The organism is Alistipes sp. Marseille-P2263, from assembly GCF_018101075.1.
In the GTDB taxonomy this organism is placed as follows: Bacteria; Bacteroidota; Bacteroidia; order Bacteroidales; family Rikenellaceae; genus Alistipes; species Alistipes dispar.
This window is the reverse complement of record NZ_JAGQEJ010000001.1, coordinates 192,644-208,166: the sequence shown is the minus strand read 5'-3', so window position 1 is coordinate 208,166 and position 15,523 is coordinate 192,644. Positions and strand designations below refer to the sequence as shown.

Sequence of the window (15,523 nt, the reverse complement as noted above, 5' to 3'; positions counted from 1 at the left end):
GCCGTCGGGCAGATGGGACTGGCGCCCGAAGCCTTCGAACGGCTGACGCCCGCAGAGTTCATCTATGTGTGGCTCGGCTGGGCGAAGTGCGAGGGCGACAGGCAGCGGCAGGCGTGGGAACGCGAACGGTGGGCGGTATGGGTTGCGACCTGCATCCGACTCGACCGCAAAGACCGCCGCCCGATGACCGAGATGTTCCCGCTGCCGTGGGAGGAGCCGCCGGTTCCCGCAAAGCAAGAACCGACCATGCAGGAACGCATGGAACGAATCGAAGCAATGAAACGATGTATCCGAAAATAACCCTGATTATCCTGACGATCGCCGCCAATGGCTGCTCTCCGCTTCGAAGCACGCGATCCGAGCGGCACGAAACGCTCGCTATCACCGACTCGACTTTTACGACGCTGTTCCGGCAGGAGTTCGAGCGGCAGATCGGAACGCTCTGCCGGACCGTTGTGGAGTTTTATCCGCCGGCGGAATATCCGGAACCGAGCGACGACCGGCTCCCGAATCCGACCGACACGCTCCGCGCCGTTCTTCCGCCTCCGAAGATTCCGGCGACGAGTGTTTCCCGACAGCCGGTCAAACACGTCGTCTATACCGAGGTGTCGATGCAGAACGACCGCACGATCCTTACCGACAGTATTTCGCATAGCCGCATCAACACGGCAGCCCGCAACGACGTGCAGGAGCAGATCGACGAACAACCCTCCTCCGGTGCCGCGTGGCTCAAATGGGCGACAGCGCTCGTCGTTCTGACGCTTCTGCTGCTCTTATTCTTAAAACTCCGATAACCGAACCCTTATGGCCAGATTGAAAACTCCGATTTCATACTATGGCGGCAAGCAGATGCTCCTGAAGCATATCCTGCCGCTGATTCCCGAACATACGCTTTACACGGAAGCCTTCTGCGGCGGCTGCGCCGTACTGTTCGCCAAGCCGCCCGCGCCGTGCGAGGTCATCAACGACACGAACACCGAATTGGTGAACTTCTACCGCGTGGCGCAGACGCAGTATGCGGCACTCAAGGCGATGATCGACGCGACGCTCCACAGCCGCGAGATACACGCGCACGCTCGGCATATCAACGAGCATCCGTCGTTTTTTACGCCCGTTGAGCGGGCTTGGGCGGTGTGGGTATGCACGAAGTTGGGCTTCGCCTCGATGATCGACGGAACGTTCGGCTACGACCGCAGCGGCACGACGACGCTGAAACTCCGCAATGCGAAAGAAGCCTTCACAGAGGAGTTGTGCAGCCGCCTCGGCCGCGTTACGGTCGAGTGCGAAGACGGCATCAATGTCATCCGCCGCTACGACTGTCCCGAAGCGTTCCACTTCGTCGATCCTCCCTATGTCGGCAGCGATTGCGGACACTACAACGGCACGTTCGACGAGGAGGATTTTTCGAGGTTGCTCAACACACTCGCGACAATCAAGGGCAAGTTCATGCTGACGATGTTCCCGCATGAGAAGATCGAACGCCTCGCCGCCGAACATGGCTGGACGATTCATCGGCTCGACCGCACCATCACCGCCTCGAAGGTCTCCCGCCGCCGGCAGGAAGAGTGGATTACGACGAATTACTGATACCGACGTGGGTACATTCGCTTACGATAACCCCGCCTATATCGCTTCGTGTTCGTTCGGCAAGGATTCGATCGCTACGATCCTTCTTGCCCTCGAGCATGGCGAGCCGCTCGATGCCGCCGTCTTCTCGGAGGTGATGTTCGACCACCGGCGCAACATCAGCGGTGAGATTCCCGAACACATCGAGTGGATCTACTCGACGGCGATTCCGCATCTTGCCGCATTGGGCGTTCGAGTCGATGTCGTCCGTTCGGAGAAAGACTATCTTGCGTTATTCCATACGGTCATTGGGAGCGGTGCGCACAAGGGTATGCTGCGCGGCTGGCTCATCGGCGGCAAGTGCAGCGCCAACCGCGATCTCAAAATCCAGCCCATACATCGCTATTACGCCCGTTACCGAGAGCGTGGCGTCGTGCAGTACGTCGGCATCGCGGCCGACGAACCGAGACGCCTCGCGCGGATGCAGGATAAAGGGTATATCCGCAAAACGAGTCTGCTCGCCAAGTACGGGTATACCGAGGCGGACGCCCGACGCAAATGCGAAGAGTACGATCTGCTGTCACCTCTCTACCGAACCTCGCATCGTGGCGGTTGTTGGTTCTGCCCGAATTGCCGCATTCCGGTTTTCGCCGACCTGCGCCGCCGTCATCCTGAATTGTGGCGCGAACTGCAACTACTCTCGAAGGTCGAAAATAAGTCATCCGAAGGTTTCAAATACGGGCAGACTTTCGAGGAGGTCGAGCGCAGAATGGAGCTTCTCGAAAATACTCCAATGCTATTCTAAATGCCTGAATATAAACGCGATAATAAACCCGAATTAACTTGCGTGTTCCGAATAACGATGTTATGTTTGCAGTACGATAAACAACTGAATAATAAACAATTAAAACCCCAAAAAAATGACACGAGAACAAGCAAAACAGATTGCGATGACCTACATGCAGCAGCAGAGCGATTACGAATTCTCGGAGGTAACGGTGAAGAGTATAGAGCCTGCCGACGGGTCGATCAAAGTATGGTTGAAAACCGAAGACAAGTATGGCGACGAATTGATCGTCGAGGTCGAGATAGACCCGCAGTCGAATGAGATCCGTTGGAAGAAGATCTGCAACACGGGACGCCTATCCGAATATCTGAAGCCGGCTACTCGGATCGATAAACTTTCGGCGGGTCAGCGCTTCCGGCTGCAAGGCGACTGCATAGTTTATGAATTCGTGGACGACGTAAAGGACCGTAGCAATATTCCTTATATCATTCGACGGACAGATCGGTCCCGCACCGTATCGAGAGTCGGATGGCAAGAGGTATTCCCGATTGACTAAGTCGAACGCCGCACCCCGCCTTGCGACGGGGTGCGGATAAAACGAATAGGTATGAAAGTCGATTACACTCAAGCCGGAACCTATACGATTACCGGTATCACGATAACCCAGTACAATGCCCTGCGTTCGGTGCTCCAATCGGCCGATGATCGCTGCTTCGAGGTACAGAATGAAGACGGCAGCTATTATAGCAACGACGATTTCGTCTGTATGCTCGATGCCGAGGAGCGGGAGGCGTTGGCAGAAGTCTGCAAAGTGTTGTAAGCGGTCGTCCGCTTCTCGGTTATCCATTCAGTCGTTTATTGTGCCCGGGGTCTTGCCGTATGACATGGCTCCGGGATTCTTTTATCGTGAGACGATGTTTCATCGAAACGATGCCGTTCCCGACATTTTTTAGGCAACAGAAAGGAGAGTAATCATCTGAACTTAAATGAGATAATAATTGCAAAATGGCTTGCATGTTCCGAAAGATGATGTTATGTTTGCAGTGCAATAAACAATTGAACTACAATCTATTAAACGATTCGATTATGAATACAGCGAATCGAAAAAGAACGGAAATCGATGCCGAACTCGACCGGTTGGAGGTCGAATTCGAAAAGAACCGTAAGGAGATGCAACGCCTTGCCGACGAGAACAGACGTGCCGGTAACCGCTACGGCGAATTATCGAATGCGAATCACGACATCAACAACCGGATCCTCACATTGCTCGCTGAGCGTTGGGAATCGGAAGAGACGGCTGATTGACGAAACGAGAGACGACCCCGCCGAGAAATCTTCCTCGGCGGGGTTAAGACCCGAAACCGGGAAACACATAAAGAGATGAAAACGATGAATGCAAATGCAACGGTAGGCGACAAGATTCGCATTATCCATCTTCGCGACGAGGACAGCCGTTACGACGGCAAGGAGGGTACGATCGAGTTCATCGACTCGCTCGGACAACTGCACGGCACGTGGGGAGGCTTGGCAGTCATTCCCGAAGTCGATCGGTTCGTAATTATCGAGAAAGCGGAATAATCGCCTGCAATGATAATGCTCGGTTCCGCCATCTTTTTGTAATATCTAATCTGTTGAAAATAAATATGATAATAGTCGCCGAACAACTTGCGTGTTCCGAATAACGATGTTATGTTTGCAGTACGATAAACAACTAAAAAAGAGCGAATTATGAGAACGAACATCGAACGATTTTTAGAGAGATTCCCGAAGAATGCCACGAATTGGGCGCAGGCGACGGACGAGGTGCGCGATATGGCTCGCAAAGCTCGCGAATTGATGGAAGAGTACGAAGGCGTAATCGTCGAACCGGTAAATTTCCGGGCTATCGAGACCCCGGCCGAGTGGAATACCGAAGGTCGCAAGTTCGTCCTGACGAATTTCGATCGCATGGCGGATAGGACCAAAGAGCGCTTCTACGACTACTTCCGCGAGTGGTTCGAAGGCGAAGAGGAATAGACCGACGCACGGATGCTCCCCGTTCGAGCAGCGGGGAGCATCCGTCCTAACCCCGGAGCAGGGTTGCACGCATCTCTTTCGATAGGAAATCTATTGTGCTCCATCAGTTGTTTATTGCAGCCGGAGCCGCATCATGTGCGGCTCCGGCAATCTTTATCAATCGATTTTTTCGGTATACGTACATTGCGGATAATTGCAACATCCGTAAAACGCATCATATGGTCCGTTTTTGATTTCCAAAATTCCACCGCACTCTGGACATGGTTTTATTTCGTTGCGTTCTCTCAACTCCCTTATCTTCATCTCCCGCGCGATTCGTTCCTTTCCCCGTTTTTGCTCTTTTTCGTGATCCTCTTCCGCCTTGCGATATTTCGCATCCTCTATACAGTGGAAACATTTATATCCGAGGTCTATGGGTGTATATGGAGATTCTACATATTCGTGTAGGTAAAAGTCTCCTATAAACGCATTGCAGGTGTTACAAACATTTGCCAAGTAGGAATCTTCCACGGTTTGACTATATCGCTCTTTGATGGTTACACCATGCTTGGCGGCTAATCGCAACTCGTTTTTATTAAAATCAGTCGGGCCAAGATAGGAATATGCGCATCCATCGATAAGTGCCATTTTCATCTTATTTCCGCATTTCCAACAATGGGTATCGACGATCCGCATACGCGCCGTATTCTTGCGTTTGCCGCATATCTCACAAACGGGAGACAGACAGAATGCAACTTTTGTCGGATGCTGGAGCCGCTCTTCCAAATGATCTATATCATCAAAAGATTGCAGATCAATCTGAATAAGAATTATCTCGTTATCTTTATAGTATTTCACGGCATAATCTTCCGGCTTGTGCTTTACAACGATTTCGATAACGGCTTTTACCATATTATCTGCCGTAAGCAAAGCGATATCCGGCTGGCAATCAGGCAATCGATATTCGACCTTTACGGATGCGACGCCGGTTAATAAATTATATTGATGTATCTCGTCGCATTCGTCACATCCCCATGAAATATCGAATGATTGACCGGTTTCTATTTTGCGCTCCAAAAAAGCAGCGGCCATTCTTTTGAACTGATTATGAAGTACTGTCTCCGGATGACAATTACTATCTTTCCGGTGGGAAAAATGAGACCTGCGATAATATTTCTGTCCCGGCGGAATTTTGCTAACCTTAAGCATCAACTCTTCTCCACATTCGATGCAAAAATACCGCTGTCCCTTACAAGCATTTTTTACTGAAATAAGATTGTTGTCTACATCCTGTGCATATGTGATAGATAGATCTTTCATAGTGGCAATAGTTATATTTGGTTCTATAAAGATACTATTTATCTATAAATCATATATTATTTTGTTCGGGAAAAGTTAAATTTGTAAAAAAATTTCATGAAAGCCTATACCTATATCGAACACGGCCGGTTCGGGCTGCTCGACAAGCCGAAACCTACCTTACAGGACTCTCGCGACGCCATCGTGCGCGTGACGCTCGCGAGCATCTGCACCAGCGACCTGCATATCAAGCACGGCAGCGTGCCGCGCGCCGTCGAGGGTATCACCGTCGGACACGAGATGGTCGGCATCGTCGAGGAGGTCGGGTCGGAGGTGCGTAGCGTAAAGGCCGGCGACCGCGTGACGGTCAACGTCGAGACCTTCTGCGGCGAATGCTTCTTCTGCAAGCGCGGCTACGTGAACAACTGCACCGATCCCGACGGAGGTTGGGCCTTAGGCTGCCGCATCGACGGCGGGCAGGCGGAGTATGTCCGCGTGCCGCATGCCGATCAAGGGTTGAACCGCATTCCCGATACGGTGAGCGATGAGCAGGCATTGTTCGTCGGCGATATTCTGGCCACGGGCTATTGGGCGGCGAAGATTTCGGAGATTGCGCCCGACGACACGGTCCTGATTATCGGTGCCGGACCGACGGGTATCTGCACGCTGCTTTGCGCGAGGTTGAAACATCCGAAGCGAATCATCGTCTGCGAACAGTCGTCCGAACGGCGGCGATTCGTGCGGGAGCACTATCCCAAGGTGCTGACTATCGCACCGGAGGCGTGTCGCGAGGCGGTTCTTGCGAACAGCGATCACGGCGGCGCCGACGTCGTGCTGGAGGTGGCCGGAGCCGAGGATACGTTCCGCCTGGCGTGGGAGTGCGCCCGCCCCAACGCGACGGTTGTCATTGTTGCGCTCTACGACCGGCCGCAGGTGTTGCCGCTGCCCGACATGTACGGCAAAAACCTCACCTTCAAGATGGGTGGCGTGGACGGCTGCGACTGCGCCGAGATACTCCGGCTGATCGAGGCGGGCGAGATCGACACCACGCCGCTCATCACGCACCGCTATCCGCTCGGCCGCATCGCTGAGGCATACGACCTCTTCGAAAACCGCCGCGACGGAGTGATTAAGGTAGCGATAACAATTGAATGAATTTTGTAAAATAACAAATAATGATTCTTCCGACAATGACTTATAAAGAGATGTACGATCATCTCGCAGCAGATAAGAAAAAGGTCGATATTAAGATAGACTATCTTTTGCCGAAAGCGATCAAGTCCTTCAAAAAAACGATGAGGTTTCCGGCATGGGAACTTTACGATTATACGATCCCTTCAACCAATAATAAATACGTCATTTACTTTTATGCTGAAAGTAGGGCAAGAATAGAAAATCCTGAAATAGGATCGTTTACCATCGTTCATAATGGGAAACATCGATTCATTGTCAAATAGGGTGCCGGTGGTTATAAACATACCCCAGATGGCGAAATGATGGCCATCAGACAAATTCATGCTTATACGAGCCATTTTATACAACGTTACAATGAACGCTTTTTGAAAGACGACTCGCTAACAGCAAATGAAATAGCCGCAAGATATCTATCAAGGAATACAATTGCAATGCCTCTCAAACAGAACGAGGGAATCAACCGTAATCACGAGAAGTATGGCGAAAAGGGACAATACGCCTTTCGTGTTAGAGATGGGATCTGTTTTTCTTATTCGGCAGTCGATGGAATAGAAAGCGAAGATGGAGATAGCCATAAGGATAAAGTCGAAGCCTTGTATATATGTTATACCACGTTTATGAACGAATCCAAAATGACGGACACCCAACGTAAAGCCATTCTAAAAGAACATTGGGAAAAATGGTTGCAATTTGCTGAAGATTTCCAAAAAGAGGCTAAAGACGGGGTGATTACCCTCAAACTCGAACCATAATTATGTCAGCGTCCACCCTTTGTCTGTCGCGATCGCTTTTTGGATAGCATTCAGTTTCGCAAGGTTCTTCGCTCCGATATTGCAGGTCTTGCCATTACCGGTATCGGATAGCGCGTTCAACAGGAATACCAAACTTTCGACCGTGAGTTTCGGACAACCGTTCACGGCGATGTCTACATCGACGGGGCCGTCGATGATTACCGTTTCGAGTGCGGAGCAGGAGATGAACGTCGTGTCTATCTTCGATGTTACCTTGCTGAAATCGAGTCTTCCGCCGATTATGCGCAGGCTCTTGCAGCCGTGGAACAACTCCGAGGCGGAGGTAATGCGCGAGGTGTCCAGTCCGCCGATCTCCTGCAAGTTCGTACAACCGTAGAAGGCATACATCATATTCGCGACGTTCGAGGTGTCGAGCGTCGGCACGCGCTCCAGCGCCGTACAGCCGTAGCACATCTGATACATCGAATCGAACGACGCCGTGTCGAGTTCCGGAAATACCGACATCGTCGTATTGCCCCGAAAGAGCTGGTAACCATTGCGGATCTGATTCATTCCGCTGGTGCTGTCCACCAATGCGACTTTATCGACGAGCGATGCCAACGTCTCTTCGTCGGTTGTCGCCACGCCTTTGTCGCGGAGCGTCCCGGCAAGGTGCTGCCGCAGTGCATCGAGCCGCAAAACGAGTGAAGTAAAGTCTGCCATACGCTATCCGATAATATGGTTCAGCGCCTCCTCGATACCGGTCAGTCCGAGCGCGGCGGTCATCGCATCGACCAACGTCGCATAAGTCACGGCAGCCCCCGTACCGTTGCGGTCGATTTCGATAAGGTCGGTCGTAGCCAAGGTTGTTACCTTCGGAAGTTGCGAGAGCGTGATCGTATCGGTATCCGATCCGGTTGCAGGCCGTCTTATAATCGACTCTGTTTGTTCTATTGCCATAATTTTATTCTTCGTAAATCCTGAATTCGGACATCATCTGATAAGTTACGTGCCACATGCATTTTGCGGAGGAATAGGGCGACGGCACAGCCAACAGTTGCAGCAGTCCTCCGTAGGTTTCGATACGAGGAACCGGCAGATAGCCCATCCCGTAGGCATCTTTCTTCAGTGTCGTCACGATGCCCGACTGCGTGTCGTCCGCCGCAAGTACCAGACTGGGCGAGGAACGGGTGCGGATCGGACAATCGTAGAGGTTCACCACGCTGCCGATATACTCGGACGATACGGGCAGGTTCAGCCAAACGATGTAACTGCCGAAATCCGCGCCGTTGGCGATCAGGTTGAAGTTGCGGTTTAGCGTATATTTGCGGGTCGAGGCGTTGTAGTCCGTACCTTCGTCCGTGAAGTATTTGAACTGTACCTTCGAATATCCGCTGAAGATGCCGCTCGCCATTTCGACGTGTCCGTCTTCGTAGATGCGTGTGGCAGCCGTCGCGGCATTCTCGATGCCGTCAGCACCAGCGAAGAACATCAATTTGCCGTGTTTCGACGCCGGAGCGCCTTTCAATGCGCAGCCCGCCATACCCGCCACGACCTTCTTGTCCGTATCGTCTTTTACGCCGACGAACCCCGACAGCACCACTCCGCTTCCGGCTTCGATCTCCGTCGAGATATCCTGAAAGTTCTCGCGCAGATACTCCAGATCGCTGTTGTCGCTTTTCGCCGCTTCGTCCAAGAGCGCTCCGATCGTCCGGCGGGCCGTATAGTAAGCCTCTATGTCGGCGAAATCATCCCCGATCGGAATGAACTCCGGTTCCGGCTGCGTATATTTCCCGATAGCGGCGACGGCTCGTTGATAGGCATCTTCGTAGGGCGTCCACTCGTCGGCGAGCAACCGGACGGCGCGCCGCTTACCGTGCACCATAAGAAATTTCCCATTCGTGCTGCGATAACGAAACACAGAGAGCAGCCGCAGGGCATTGGCGCGGAGTTGCTCGTATTCGGTTCGGATATCCTGCAAGCGCTCTTTCAGGAACGATTTCTCGACGGGCGAAACATATTCGTCGGAGTTGATACGGCCGAGCGTCTCCAGCGTCGAAGAGATCGTCTGCATCAACTCGTCGAAATCCGTTCCGGCATCGGGTTTCGCGGGGTCGATGCGACCGAAGCGCAGGATGCCGTTGCGGAAACTTATGCCATAACCTGTCGAACGATTGAAAAGCTGCATATCGCCCGTCGCGGAGTCGAACCATGAGTCGCCCGACTTGTCCGAGAGGAACCCCGTGAGGTAAATGTTCTTCAGGTAGGCCGAATAACCGCTCATATCCAGACCGTGCGCCTTGAGATTCGACAAGTCGCCGAACTGCGCCGCGATATTCTCCGTGCGGATCGTCCAGTCGTCCATACCCGTGAGGAAGCGTAAGTAGGTGCGGGTTTCGTAGCGGGAGGTCCGGCGCTCCTTGTCGGTCGTATTGCCGAATGCCACGAACTGCATCGCCGCCTGCGGATGGTAGGGGTAACCCTCGCGCAGTTCGTACCGCCATTCGGCGTAAGTGTCGCGGTCGAGGCACTCGGTAAGCCGGAAGTAGCAGGTCGTGAAACCGGCATAGGTGCGGTTGCCGAACGAGTCATCCGAATCGACGGTATTGCTGCTCGATGCGTCCATTGCGGAGTTCAGGAAGATACCCATACAGAGGTCGTTCTCGCGTAGGGTGCTTGTTTCGCCCTCCTCCAACTTGACGACCAACGTCCGGTTTTCCGGCGAGACGAGTTCGACGATGCCGCCGCCCGGAGCGGACCATTTGTCGCCGACGACCGTTTCGATGCGGTTGTAGCGGTATTCGGGAACTTCCAGGAACTCCTCCAAATGAAGCCGTCGCAGGTACGTATCACCCATAACCGACAAGTCGCCCGAGATCGTACCGCCTTTCTTGTCCAACTTCTTGTCGAGTTCGCCGGACAGCCCCGTGATGTCGGAGACGGCGTGCGTATGCCTCTTCGGAGCCATCACACCCTTGATCTCCTTGCCGGAAACCTTCATCGATGCGGCGGCTGTCGGGACGTCGACGATGAACTCGAATGCGTCGAACTCCGCCAACTGTCCCGAAGCGCTCGCGAGGTCTTTGATGCGAACTTCGTCCATAACGACGTGAAAATAACGCTTCGCCGAACCTTTTTCGGGATACAAAGTCCCTAATTCCGAAGAATGCCTTATCTTTGTAGTTGCATTCCGCACAGCCGGAGTGTGACATATTATCCGACTTGACTCTGGAGAAAACTGGTAATTTTTAACAAAGGGTTGAGCACACCGTATTCTCGCATCGAACGGCTCTCGCCGTAAGGTTCGGGATATGGTCATATCCCTGCTTTACGGCGTGGGCTATATGTGCTTATCCTTTGTGGGTATACCAGTACCTCTCCAGTATAAGCGGCAGTAGGCCCACGTTCTTTTTTGCCCGGCGGACAGACGCGATCCTATCTGCCATTTCGATGATTATGAAAGCAACGAATCGAATACCGGATCGCCGTGTCGTGCGACCGTTGACCGCACGGATATTGCGGTCGTTTCTTGCAGCGTTGGAACGCTCGCATCATCCTATTTATGCGCTGTGGGAACACGCATCGGTCCTGTCATTTTCGATAAAAAATGCAGACGGCGAATATTTGTCTTTGCGGGAGTTTTTCGGTAGGGGCGATGCGGTTGCACTCGACGATCCGCTCGTCGTTATCTTCCACGAGGTGCATATCGAAACCGTGGAAGAATTGACCGCTGAATACATCGAACGTATTTACGAATCGTTCCTTTATCACCATTGCGAAATGGGATTGCGCCGCAACGCTCCGCTCCGTTTGACTCCGGAATCGATACGACGATACGGCTTGACCGAAGCGGACGCCGTCCTTGTCGGCGAACACCTCGATGTCCTGAACGAAATGATCCGTCGGAAACTCCAGCAGCAATACGACGAACTCAAAATGTTGGATTGCGTTCGGAAATAAATAGGACAAAAATATGTTCTTTTTTGTTTAAAAATAAAGAGAATTATATATCTTTATAAAAAATATAATCACCTATGCTAACCTATCCTGAATACAAAGAAAGAAATAAAGTTTATTTGTCTGATAAAAAAGATGATACGGCTATTTATCGTATTATGCCTATGAGTAGGCTTGAGCAGATGTTGCAAACACGCACAAACACTCTTGTTAAAATTAATTTATGGGAAGATCCTTATGAAAATTTCTTTTTCAAAAGTAATTTTAAATCATCCAAAGGATTTGTATCTGCCGATGAGGTCGCATCTCGAATTTTTGGTCAGTGTTGGAGTTTCTTTAAAGATTCAGACGCATTATGGAGAATTTATTCACCTGACAAACAAAGTGTGAGAATAAAAACGACCCTATCTAAATTATATAATTCTGCCTATACAGATGATAGTTGTATGGCAACAACAACTATGGGAGCAGTAAGTTATAAAACTAAAAAAGATCTAATAACATGGATTGAAGCGAATACCCCCATATCGCTATCTGATATTGACAAAATAGGTAAAGAATCATTATTTTTTAAGCGTAATAATTTCAGCCATGAGCAAGAACTGAGGCTTATTTATATGGAAGCAGTTTCTTCATCTGGAGGTAATAATATTAAGCAATATGATATAGATCCAATTGATTTTATAGAAGAAATATCGTTTGATCCGAGATGTGAAGAGTCTTATTTCACGGCTTATAAGGAATATTTGCAAAAGAAATACTCATATCCGAAAGATTCTATAAACAAATCTGTATTATATCGATTTAATCCTATTCAGATAGACCTAATTTAGAGATTACCCACCCAACACCTCTGACTTGAAGTTCTCTTTTCCGAGAACATACACCAAATCCCGGCCCTTGGCAGTCAATTGACCGCCGAGGGTTATTCGTAGGTTCTGCATACTGCCGCCCGTCGGGAGCATCGCCTGCAACTTCGACAGCGGTGCGATGACCTCGGGATCCGTGCCGGCATTGGGGTTGTCGCCGACCATCGCATAGGTAGGACCGTATGCCAGACCGCCGTTGGCCAATGCCGGCACGCTCTTCTCCGCATTCTTATTGATGAGTGCCGTCATCACGGCCGCTGCCGCGACCATCGCTGCACCGATGGCGATCGCCGCCCACGGATTGGCGAGGACGGATTTCAACGCCGACTTGAAGGCAATGATCATCACGCCGAACTCGATGAGTTGCGAGCCGATATTTTTCAGAAAATTGGCGAACTGCGTCAGGATCGCTTTCATCAGCCCTCCGAATCCCAAATCGCCGGCGATGATCTGCCCGATAGCCTCCGCTGCTGCGACGATGCTGTCGGCCATAAACTTCGACACCTGCTGATCGAAGCGCGTCATCACCTCCGCAATCGTGGCGTGGACATGCTCCAATGCCGCCGAGAACGACCAGCCTTTTGCCGTCAGTGCCGTCGTGTAATTCTCGACCATCGAGACTGTATCGGCGACGTGCTCCTGCAAGTATGCGCTATTGTCGTCCGCCCAGCCGTAAAGCCCTTCGCGCACCGCACCGAATATCGCCTGCATCTGCTGCGCATATTGCGATGTTACGGGTTTCAGATCGCCCATTTCGAGTTTCGGCGCCGGCAGTTCCAACTCGAAGCCCGCGGGCAGAATACCGTCCATCTTGACGACGGGCTTCAGGTCTTCGGGCTTGATATTCCTGATGCGCTCCAGCTCTTTTTGTAGCTTCTCGATCTCGGCGTTCGCCGCGGCGATATCTTCGACAGTCGATTCGGGCAGCAGTTTCTTCTTTTCGAGGGCCTCGATCCGCGCCTGCAATTTACCGATGATGCCCGTGCTCTGCTCCGTCTGCGCGTTGGTTCCGGCGATGGACTTCATCAACTCCTCGGTTTGCTTGCGAGCCTCGTCCGTTACCTTGTCCAGTTCGGCCTGCGCCTCGGCCGCCTTCTTCTCCGTTTCGCGTTTCTTTTCGATCGCTGCCGTCAGCAGATCGTACTCCTTGCGCAGGGGTGCGAGTTTCGATTCGTCGGGGACTTTCTGCAAGGTAAATCCGGCGACCAATCCACCGAAATTCGGAACCATCCGCGTCTTGGTCGTCGTGGCGATGATCTCTTTCTGCTCGGCGATATTCTCCTGCAACTTGCGTTCGAGCTCGTCGAGCGATTCGGTCTCGGCCATCTCGTCGATCATCTTCTGCTTTTGGATGCGGGCGTAGGCGAATGCCGCACCGAGCGCAAGGACCGCCGCCATAATCAATCCGACGGGCGACAGCAATGCCGTAAATCCTGCCGCCAGCATCGGCAGTACCTTGATCACGGCGCCGATTCCGAGCGAAAGGGGACCGACCGCTGCGACCAGCCCCGCCACGACGACGATCGTCTGCATCATCGCCGGCGACATCGATTGCAACATCTGTACGACCGTCGAGAGCGCACTCGCTATCTTCGTCGCGAAAGGCATGATGGCCGCACCGATCCGTTCGAGGAAGTCGCCCCACGCATTCTTGAGCTGCTGCACGGCTCCGAGTCCCGTCCGTGCGGCGGCTTCGGCCTGCCCGCCGAACTTGCGCTCCAACTCGTCGAGGATCATCGCCTGCGCTTTGGCTATGTCGCCCGTCTCGGCGAGTTTCTTGATTACCTTCGTCTGCTCCTTGGAAAAGGTGATGCCGGCACGCGACAGCGACGAGAGTTTCGTCGCGGGATCGGAGAGCGCCTTGCCCAACTGCAACGACGCCGAACCCAAATCCATCTCCAACGCTGTGGCGAGGTCCAATGCCAACGCCTGCGTGCGTTTGAAGTTCTCGCCCGTGATATTGGTAAAAGCCAACAGACGGGCGGTGGATTTGTCGAGAATCGTTTCGTCGCCGAAAATCGTTTTGCCCTGCAACTCCGAAGCGTAGTCGGCCAACTGTCGGAAGTTATAACCGACGGCCTGATTCGTAACCTTGAGCGCCTGCTGCACCTTCGCCTCGGCTTTGGCCTGCACGTCGGCCAGGTGCAGCGATACGCCGCCCAAGGCAGCAAGGGGTGCGGTGAGCTTCAGCGAGAGCGACCTGCCGACGGAGGTCAGCTTCTTTTGGAGCGAGCCGAGCCCTTTCTCGACCTGCTGCGCCTTCTGCTGGAACTCATGCGAGTCAGCTCCGATCTTTATAAGCAAATCGGCGATTCTCCGGGACATGGCTGTTTAGGGTTTGTGTTGCAGATAGAGCGTCCAGCCTGCCTCGACGTCCGATAATACCGCCGGCCGGCCGTTTTCCACGCGCGACATAGCCGCCACGATAGGGATCATCGTCTTGCCCGCCTGCGTATCCAACGGTTCGTCGGCGCCGATGCCCGACCATTCGGCCACGCAACGGATATAGTTTTCGGTATGGTTCTCGATGGGCGGAGCGTAGCGCGAGATCATCTGTCTAATGGTTCGGTAGCCGTTGCGACGATAGGAGTCCAGCAGCACGAACATCGCGCGGTAACCCCATGCCATCGTCTCGAATTGCTTGAATACGGCATCGCGCGAGGGCGCAACTTCGCCCAGATACTTCGTTGTCGATCGGCGGATATTGCCGGGATTACGATTGTTTAATCCTCTGCTCATTGCTTTATGATTTTCGGTTATTCTCGTCGTTCTCTTTGCGCTTGCGTTCCAACTCGGCTCTTTTGAGCAAGACCGGGCAATGTTCGGGCGGCGTTTCGCACTTGTAGGCCTGCCGGATGACGATGCGGCTGCGGTCGATCTCCACGTCCTTGTGCTCGATGATGATTTCGAGTTTGCCGACCTTCTCTTCGAGTTTCTCCACACGCCCGTCCAGCCGCGTGATCTGCTCGGACTGGATCGCCACGACCTTCTCCGTGTTTGCTAATTCGGCGGAGTCGGCGGCCGCGTTCTCCTTGCGCTTCTTCGCGTTGAAAAAGAGGATCGTTCCCGCCAGACCGCTGGCGAGAATGAAGTTCAGAATGATGGATAGTGTTTCCATAGTTTCG

General features: G+C 52.6%; 21 protein-coding genes. 14 read left to right on the top strand and 7 right to left on the bottom strand.

From position 1 onward, the window contains the following. The first annotated feature begins 12 nt into the window (after nt 1-12). The 9 genes from KB554_RS00850 to KB554_RS00810 all read left to right on the top strand — a co-directional run bounded on the left by KB554_RS00850 (nt 13) and on the right by KB554_RS00810 (nt 4,369). Nucleotides 13-300, top strand: a complete 288-nt coding sequence (locus KB554_RS00850; RefSeq protein WP_211034653.1) for a hypothetical protein — start codon at nt 13-15, stop codon at nt 298-300. Beyond that, the gene (locus KB554_RS00845) at nt 285-794 is read left to right on the top strand and encodes a hypothetical protein (RefSeq protein ID WP_211034652.1); all 510 of its coding nucleotides are present in this window, start codon (nt 285-287) and stop codon (nt 792-794) included. Before KB554_RS00850 ends, KB554_RS00845 begins: the two co-directional genes overlap by 16 nt. A gap of 10 nt (nt 795-804) precedes the next feature. After that, entirely contained in the window at nt 805-1,587 is a 783-nt protein-coding gene (locus KB554_RS00840; RefSeq protein ID WP_242116205.1) for a DNA adenine methylase, read from the top strand. 7 nt (nt 1,588-1,594) lie between these two features. Next, entirely contained in the window at nt 1,595-2,371 is a 777-nt protein-coding gene (locus KB554_RS00835; protein WP_211034651.1) for a hypothetical protein, read from the top strand. A gap of 115 nt (nt 2,372-2,486) precedes the next feature. Next, nucleotides 2,487-2,909, top strand: coding sequence for a hypothetical protein (locus KB554_RS00830; protein ID WP_211034650.1), 423 nt, complete (start codon nt 2,487-2,489; stop codon nt 2,907-2,909). Between the two features lie 51 nt (nt 2,910-2,960). Further along, the gene (locus KB554_RS00825) at nt 2,961-3,173 is read left to right on the top strand and encodes a hypothetical protein (protein ID WP_211034649.1); all 213 of its coding nucleotides are present in this window, start codon (nt 2,961-2,963) and stop codon (nt 3,171-3,173) included. 266 nt (nt 3,174-3,439) lie between these two features. Next, complete coding sequence (locus KB554_RS00820) at nt 3,440-3,658, top strand: hypothetical protein (RefSeq protein WP_195579402.1); 219 nt, start codon at nt 3,440-3,442, stop codon at nt 3,656-3,658. A gap of 75 nt (nt 3,659-3,733) precedes the next feature. Beyond that, nucleotides 3,734-3,931, top strand: coding sequence for a DUF4314 domain-containing protein (locus tag KB554_RS00815; protein WP_277927707.1), 198 nt, complete (start codon nt 3,734-3,736; stop codon nt 3,929-3,931). A gap of 150 nt (nt 3,932-4,081) precedes the next feature. After that, nucleotides 4,082-4,369, top strand: a complete 288-nt coding sequence (locus tag KB554_RS00810; RefSeq protein ID WP_211034647.1) for a hypothetical protein — start codon at nt 4,082-4,084, stop codon at nt 4,367-4,369. Nucleotides 4,370-4,525: 156 nt separating this feature from the next. On the opposite strand, the gene KB554_RS00805 is transcribed toward KB554_RS00810, so the two are convergent. Then, entirely contained in the window at nt 4,526-5,668 is a 1,143-nt protein-coding gene (locus tag KB554_RS00805) for a competence protein CoiA family protein (protein WP_211034945.1), read from the bottom strand. Between the two features lie 96 nt (nt 5,669-5,764). Between KB554_RS00805 and KB554_RS00800 the strand changes: the two genes are divergently transcribed. The 3 genes from KB554_RS00800 to KB554_RS00790 are packed head-to-tail and all read left to right on the top strand — an operon-like array spanning nt 5,765 to nt 7,593. Beyond that, nucleotides 5,765-6,802 (top strand): alcohol dehydrogenase, encoded by a 1,038-nt coding sequence (locus KB554_RS00800; RefSeq protein ID WP_211034646.1) that lies wholly within the window; start codon nt 5,765-5,767, stop codon nt 6,800-6,802. A gap of 35 nt (nt 6,803-6,837) precedes the next feature. Further along, a complete protein-coding gene (locus tag KB554_RS00795) occupies nt 6,838-7,104 on the top strand; it encodes a hypothetical protein (RefSeq protein ID WP_211034645.1) in 267 nt (88 codons plus the stop codon). A 36-nt stretch (nt 7,105-7,140) separates the two neighbouring features. Next, nucleotides 7,141-7,593 carry a hypothetical protein gene (locus tag KB554_RS00790; protein WP_211034644.1) on the top strand — a complete coding sequence of 151 codons (453 nt, stop codon included), beginning with the start codon at nt 7,141-7,143 and terminating at the stop codon, nt 7,591-7,593. On the opposite strand, the gene KB554_RS00785 is transcribed toward KB554_RS00790, so the two are convergent. From KB554_RS00785 to KB554_RS00775, 3 genes are read right to left on the bottom strand one after another with little or no spacing between them, the layout of a single operon-like run. After that, nucleotides 7,594-8,295 (bottom strand): BspA family leucine-rich repeat surface protein, encoded by a 702-nt coding sequence (locus tag KB554_RS00785; RefSeq protein ID WP_211034643.1) that lies wholly within the window; start codon nt 8,293-8,295, stop codon nt 7,594-7,596. A gap of 3 nt (nt 8,296-8,298) precedes the next feature. After that, nucleotides 8,299-8,532 carry a hypothetical protein gene (locus tag KB554_RS00780; RefSeq protein ID WP_211034642.1) on the bottom strand — a complete coding sequence of 78 codons (234 nt, stop codon included), beginning with the start codon at nt 8,530-8,532 and terminating at the stop codon, nt 8,299-8,301. A gap of 4 nt (nt 8,533-8,536) precedes the next feature. Then, nucleotides 8,537-10,675: a hypothetical protein gene (locus KB554_RS00775; RefSeq protein WP_211034641.1), complete on the bottom strand. Its 2,139-nt coding sequence runs from the start codon at nt 10,673-10,675 to the stop codon at nt 8,537-8,539. 353 nt (nt 10,676-11,028) lie between these two features. Between KB554_RS00775 and KB554_RS00770 the strand changes: the two genes are divergently transcribed. Further along, nucleotides 11,029-11,532, top strand: a complete 504-nt coding sequence (locus tag KB554_RS00770; protein ID WP_211034640.1) for a hypothetical protein — start codon at nt 11,029-11,031, stop codon at nt 11,530-11,532. A 74-nt stretch (nt 11,533-11,606) separates the two neighbouring features. After that, complete coding sequence (locus KB554_RS00765; protein WP_211034639.1) at nt 11,607-12,362, top strand: DUF2971 domain-containing protein; 756 nt, start codon at nt 11,607-11,609, stop codon at nt 12,360-12,362. Nucleotides 12,363-12,365: 3 nt separating this feature from the next. Here the strand turns inward: KB554_RS00765 and KB554_RS00760 are convergent, their stop codons facing one another. From KB554_RS00760 to KB554_RS00750, 3 genes are read right to left on the bottom strand one after another with little or no spacing between them, the layout of a single operon-like run. After that, nucleotides 12,366-14,723 carry a hypothetical protein gene (locus tag KB554_RS00760; protein ID WP_211034638.1) on the bottom strand — a complete coding sequence of 786 codons (2,358 nt, stop codon included), beginning with the start codon at nt 14,721-14,723 and terminating at the stop codon, nt 12,366-12,368. A gap of 6 nt (nt 14,724-14,729) precedes the next feature. Further along, nucleotides 14,730-15,137, bottom strand: a complete 408-nt coding sequence (locus tag KB554_RS00755) for a structural protein P5 (RefSeq protein ID WP_211034637.1) — start codon at nt 15,135-15,137, stop codon at nt 14,730-14,732. Between the two features lie 4 nt (nt 15,138-15,141). After that, nucleotides 15,142-15,516, bottom strand: coding sequence for a hypothetical protein (locus KB554_RS00750; protein WP_211034636.1), 375 nt, complete (start codon nt 15,514-15,516; stop codon nt 15,142-15,144). Between the last annotated feature and the right edge of the window lie 7 nt (nt 15,517-15,523).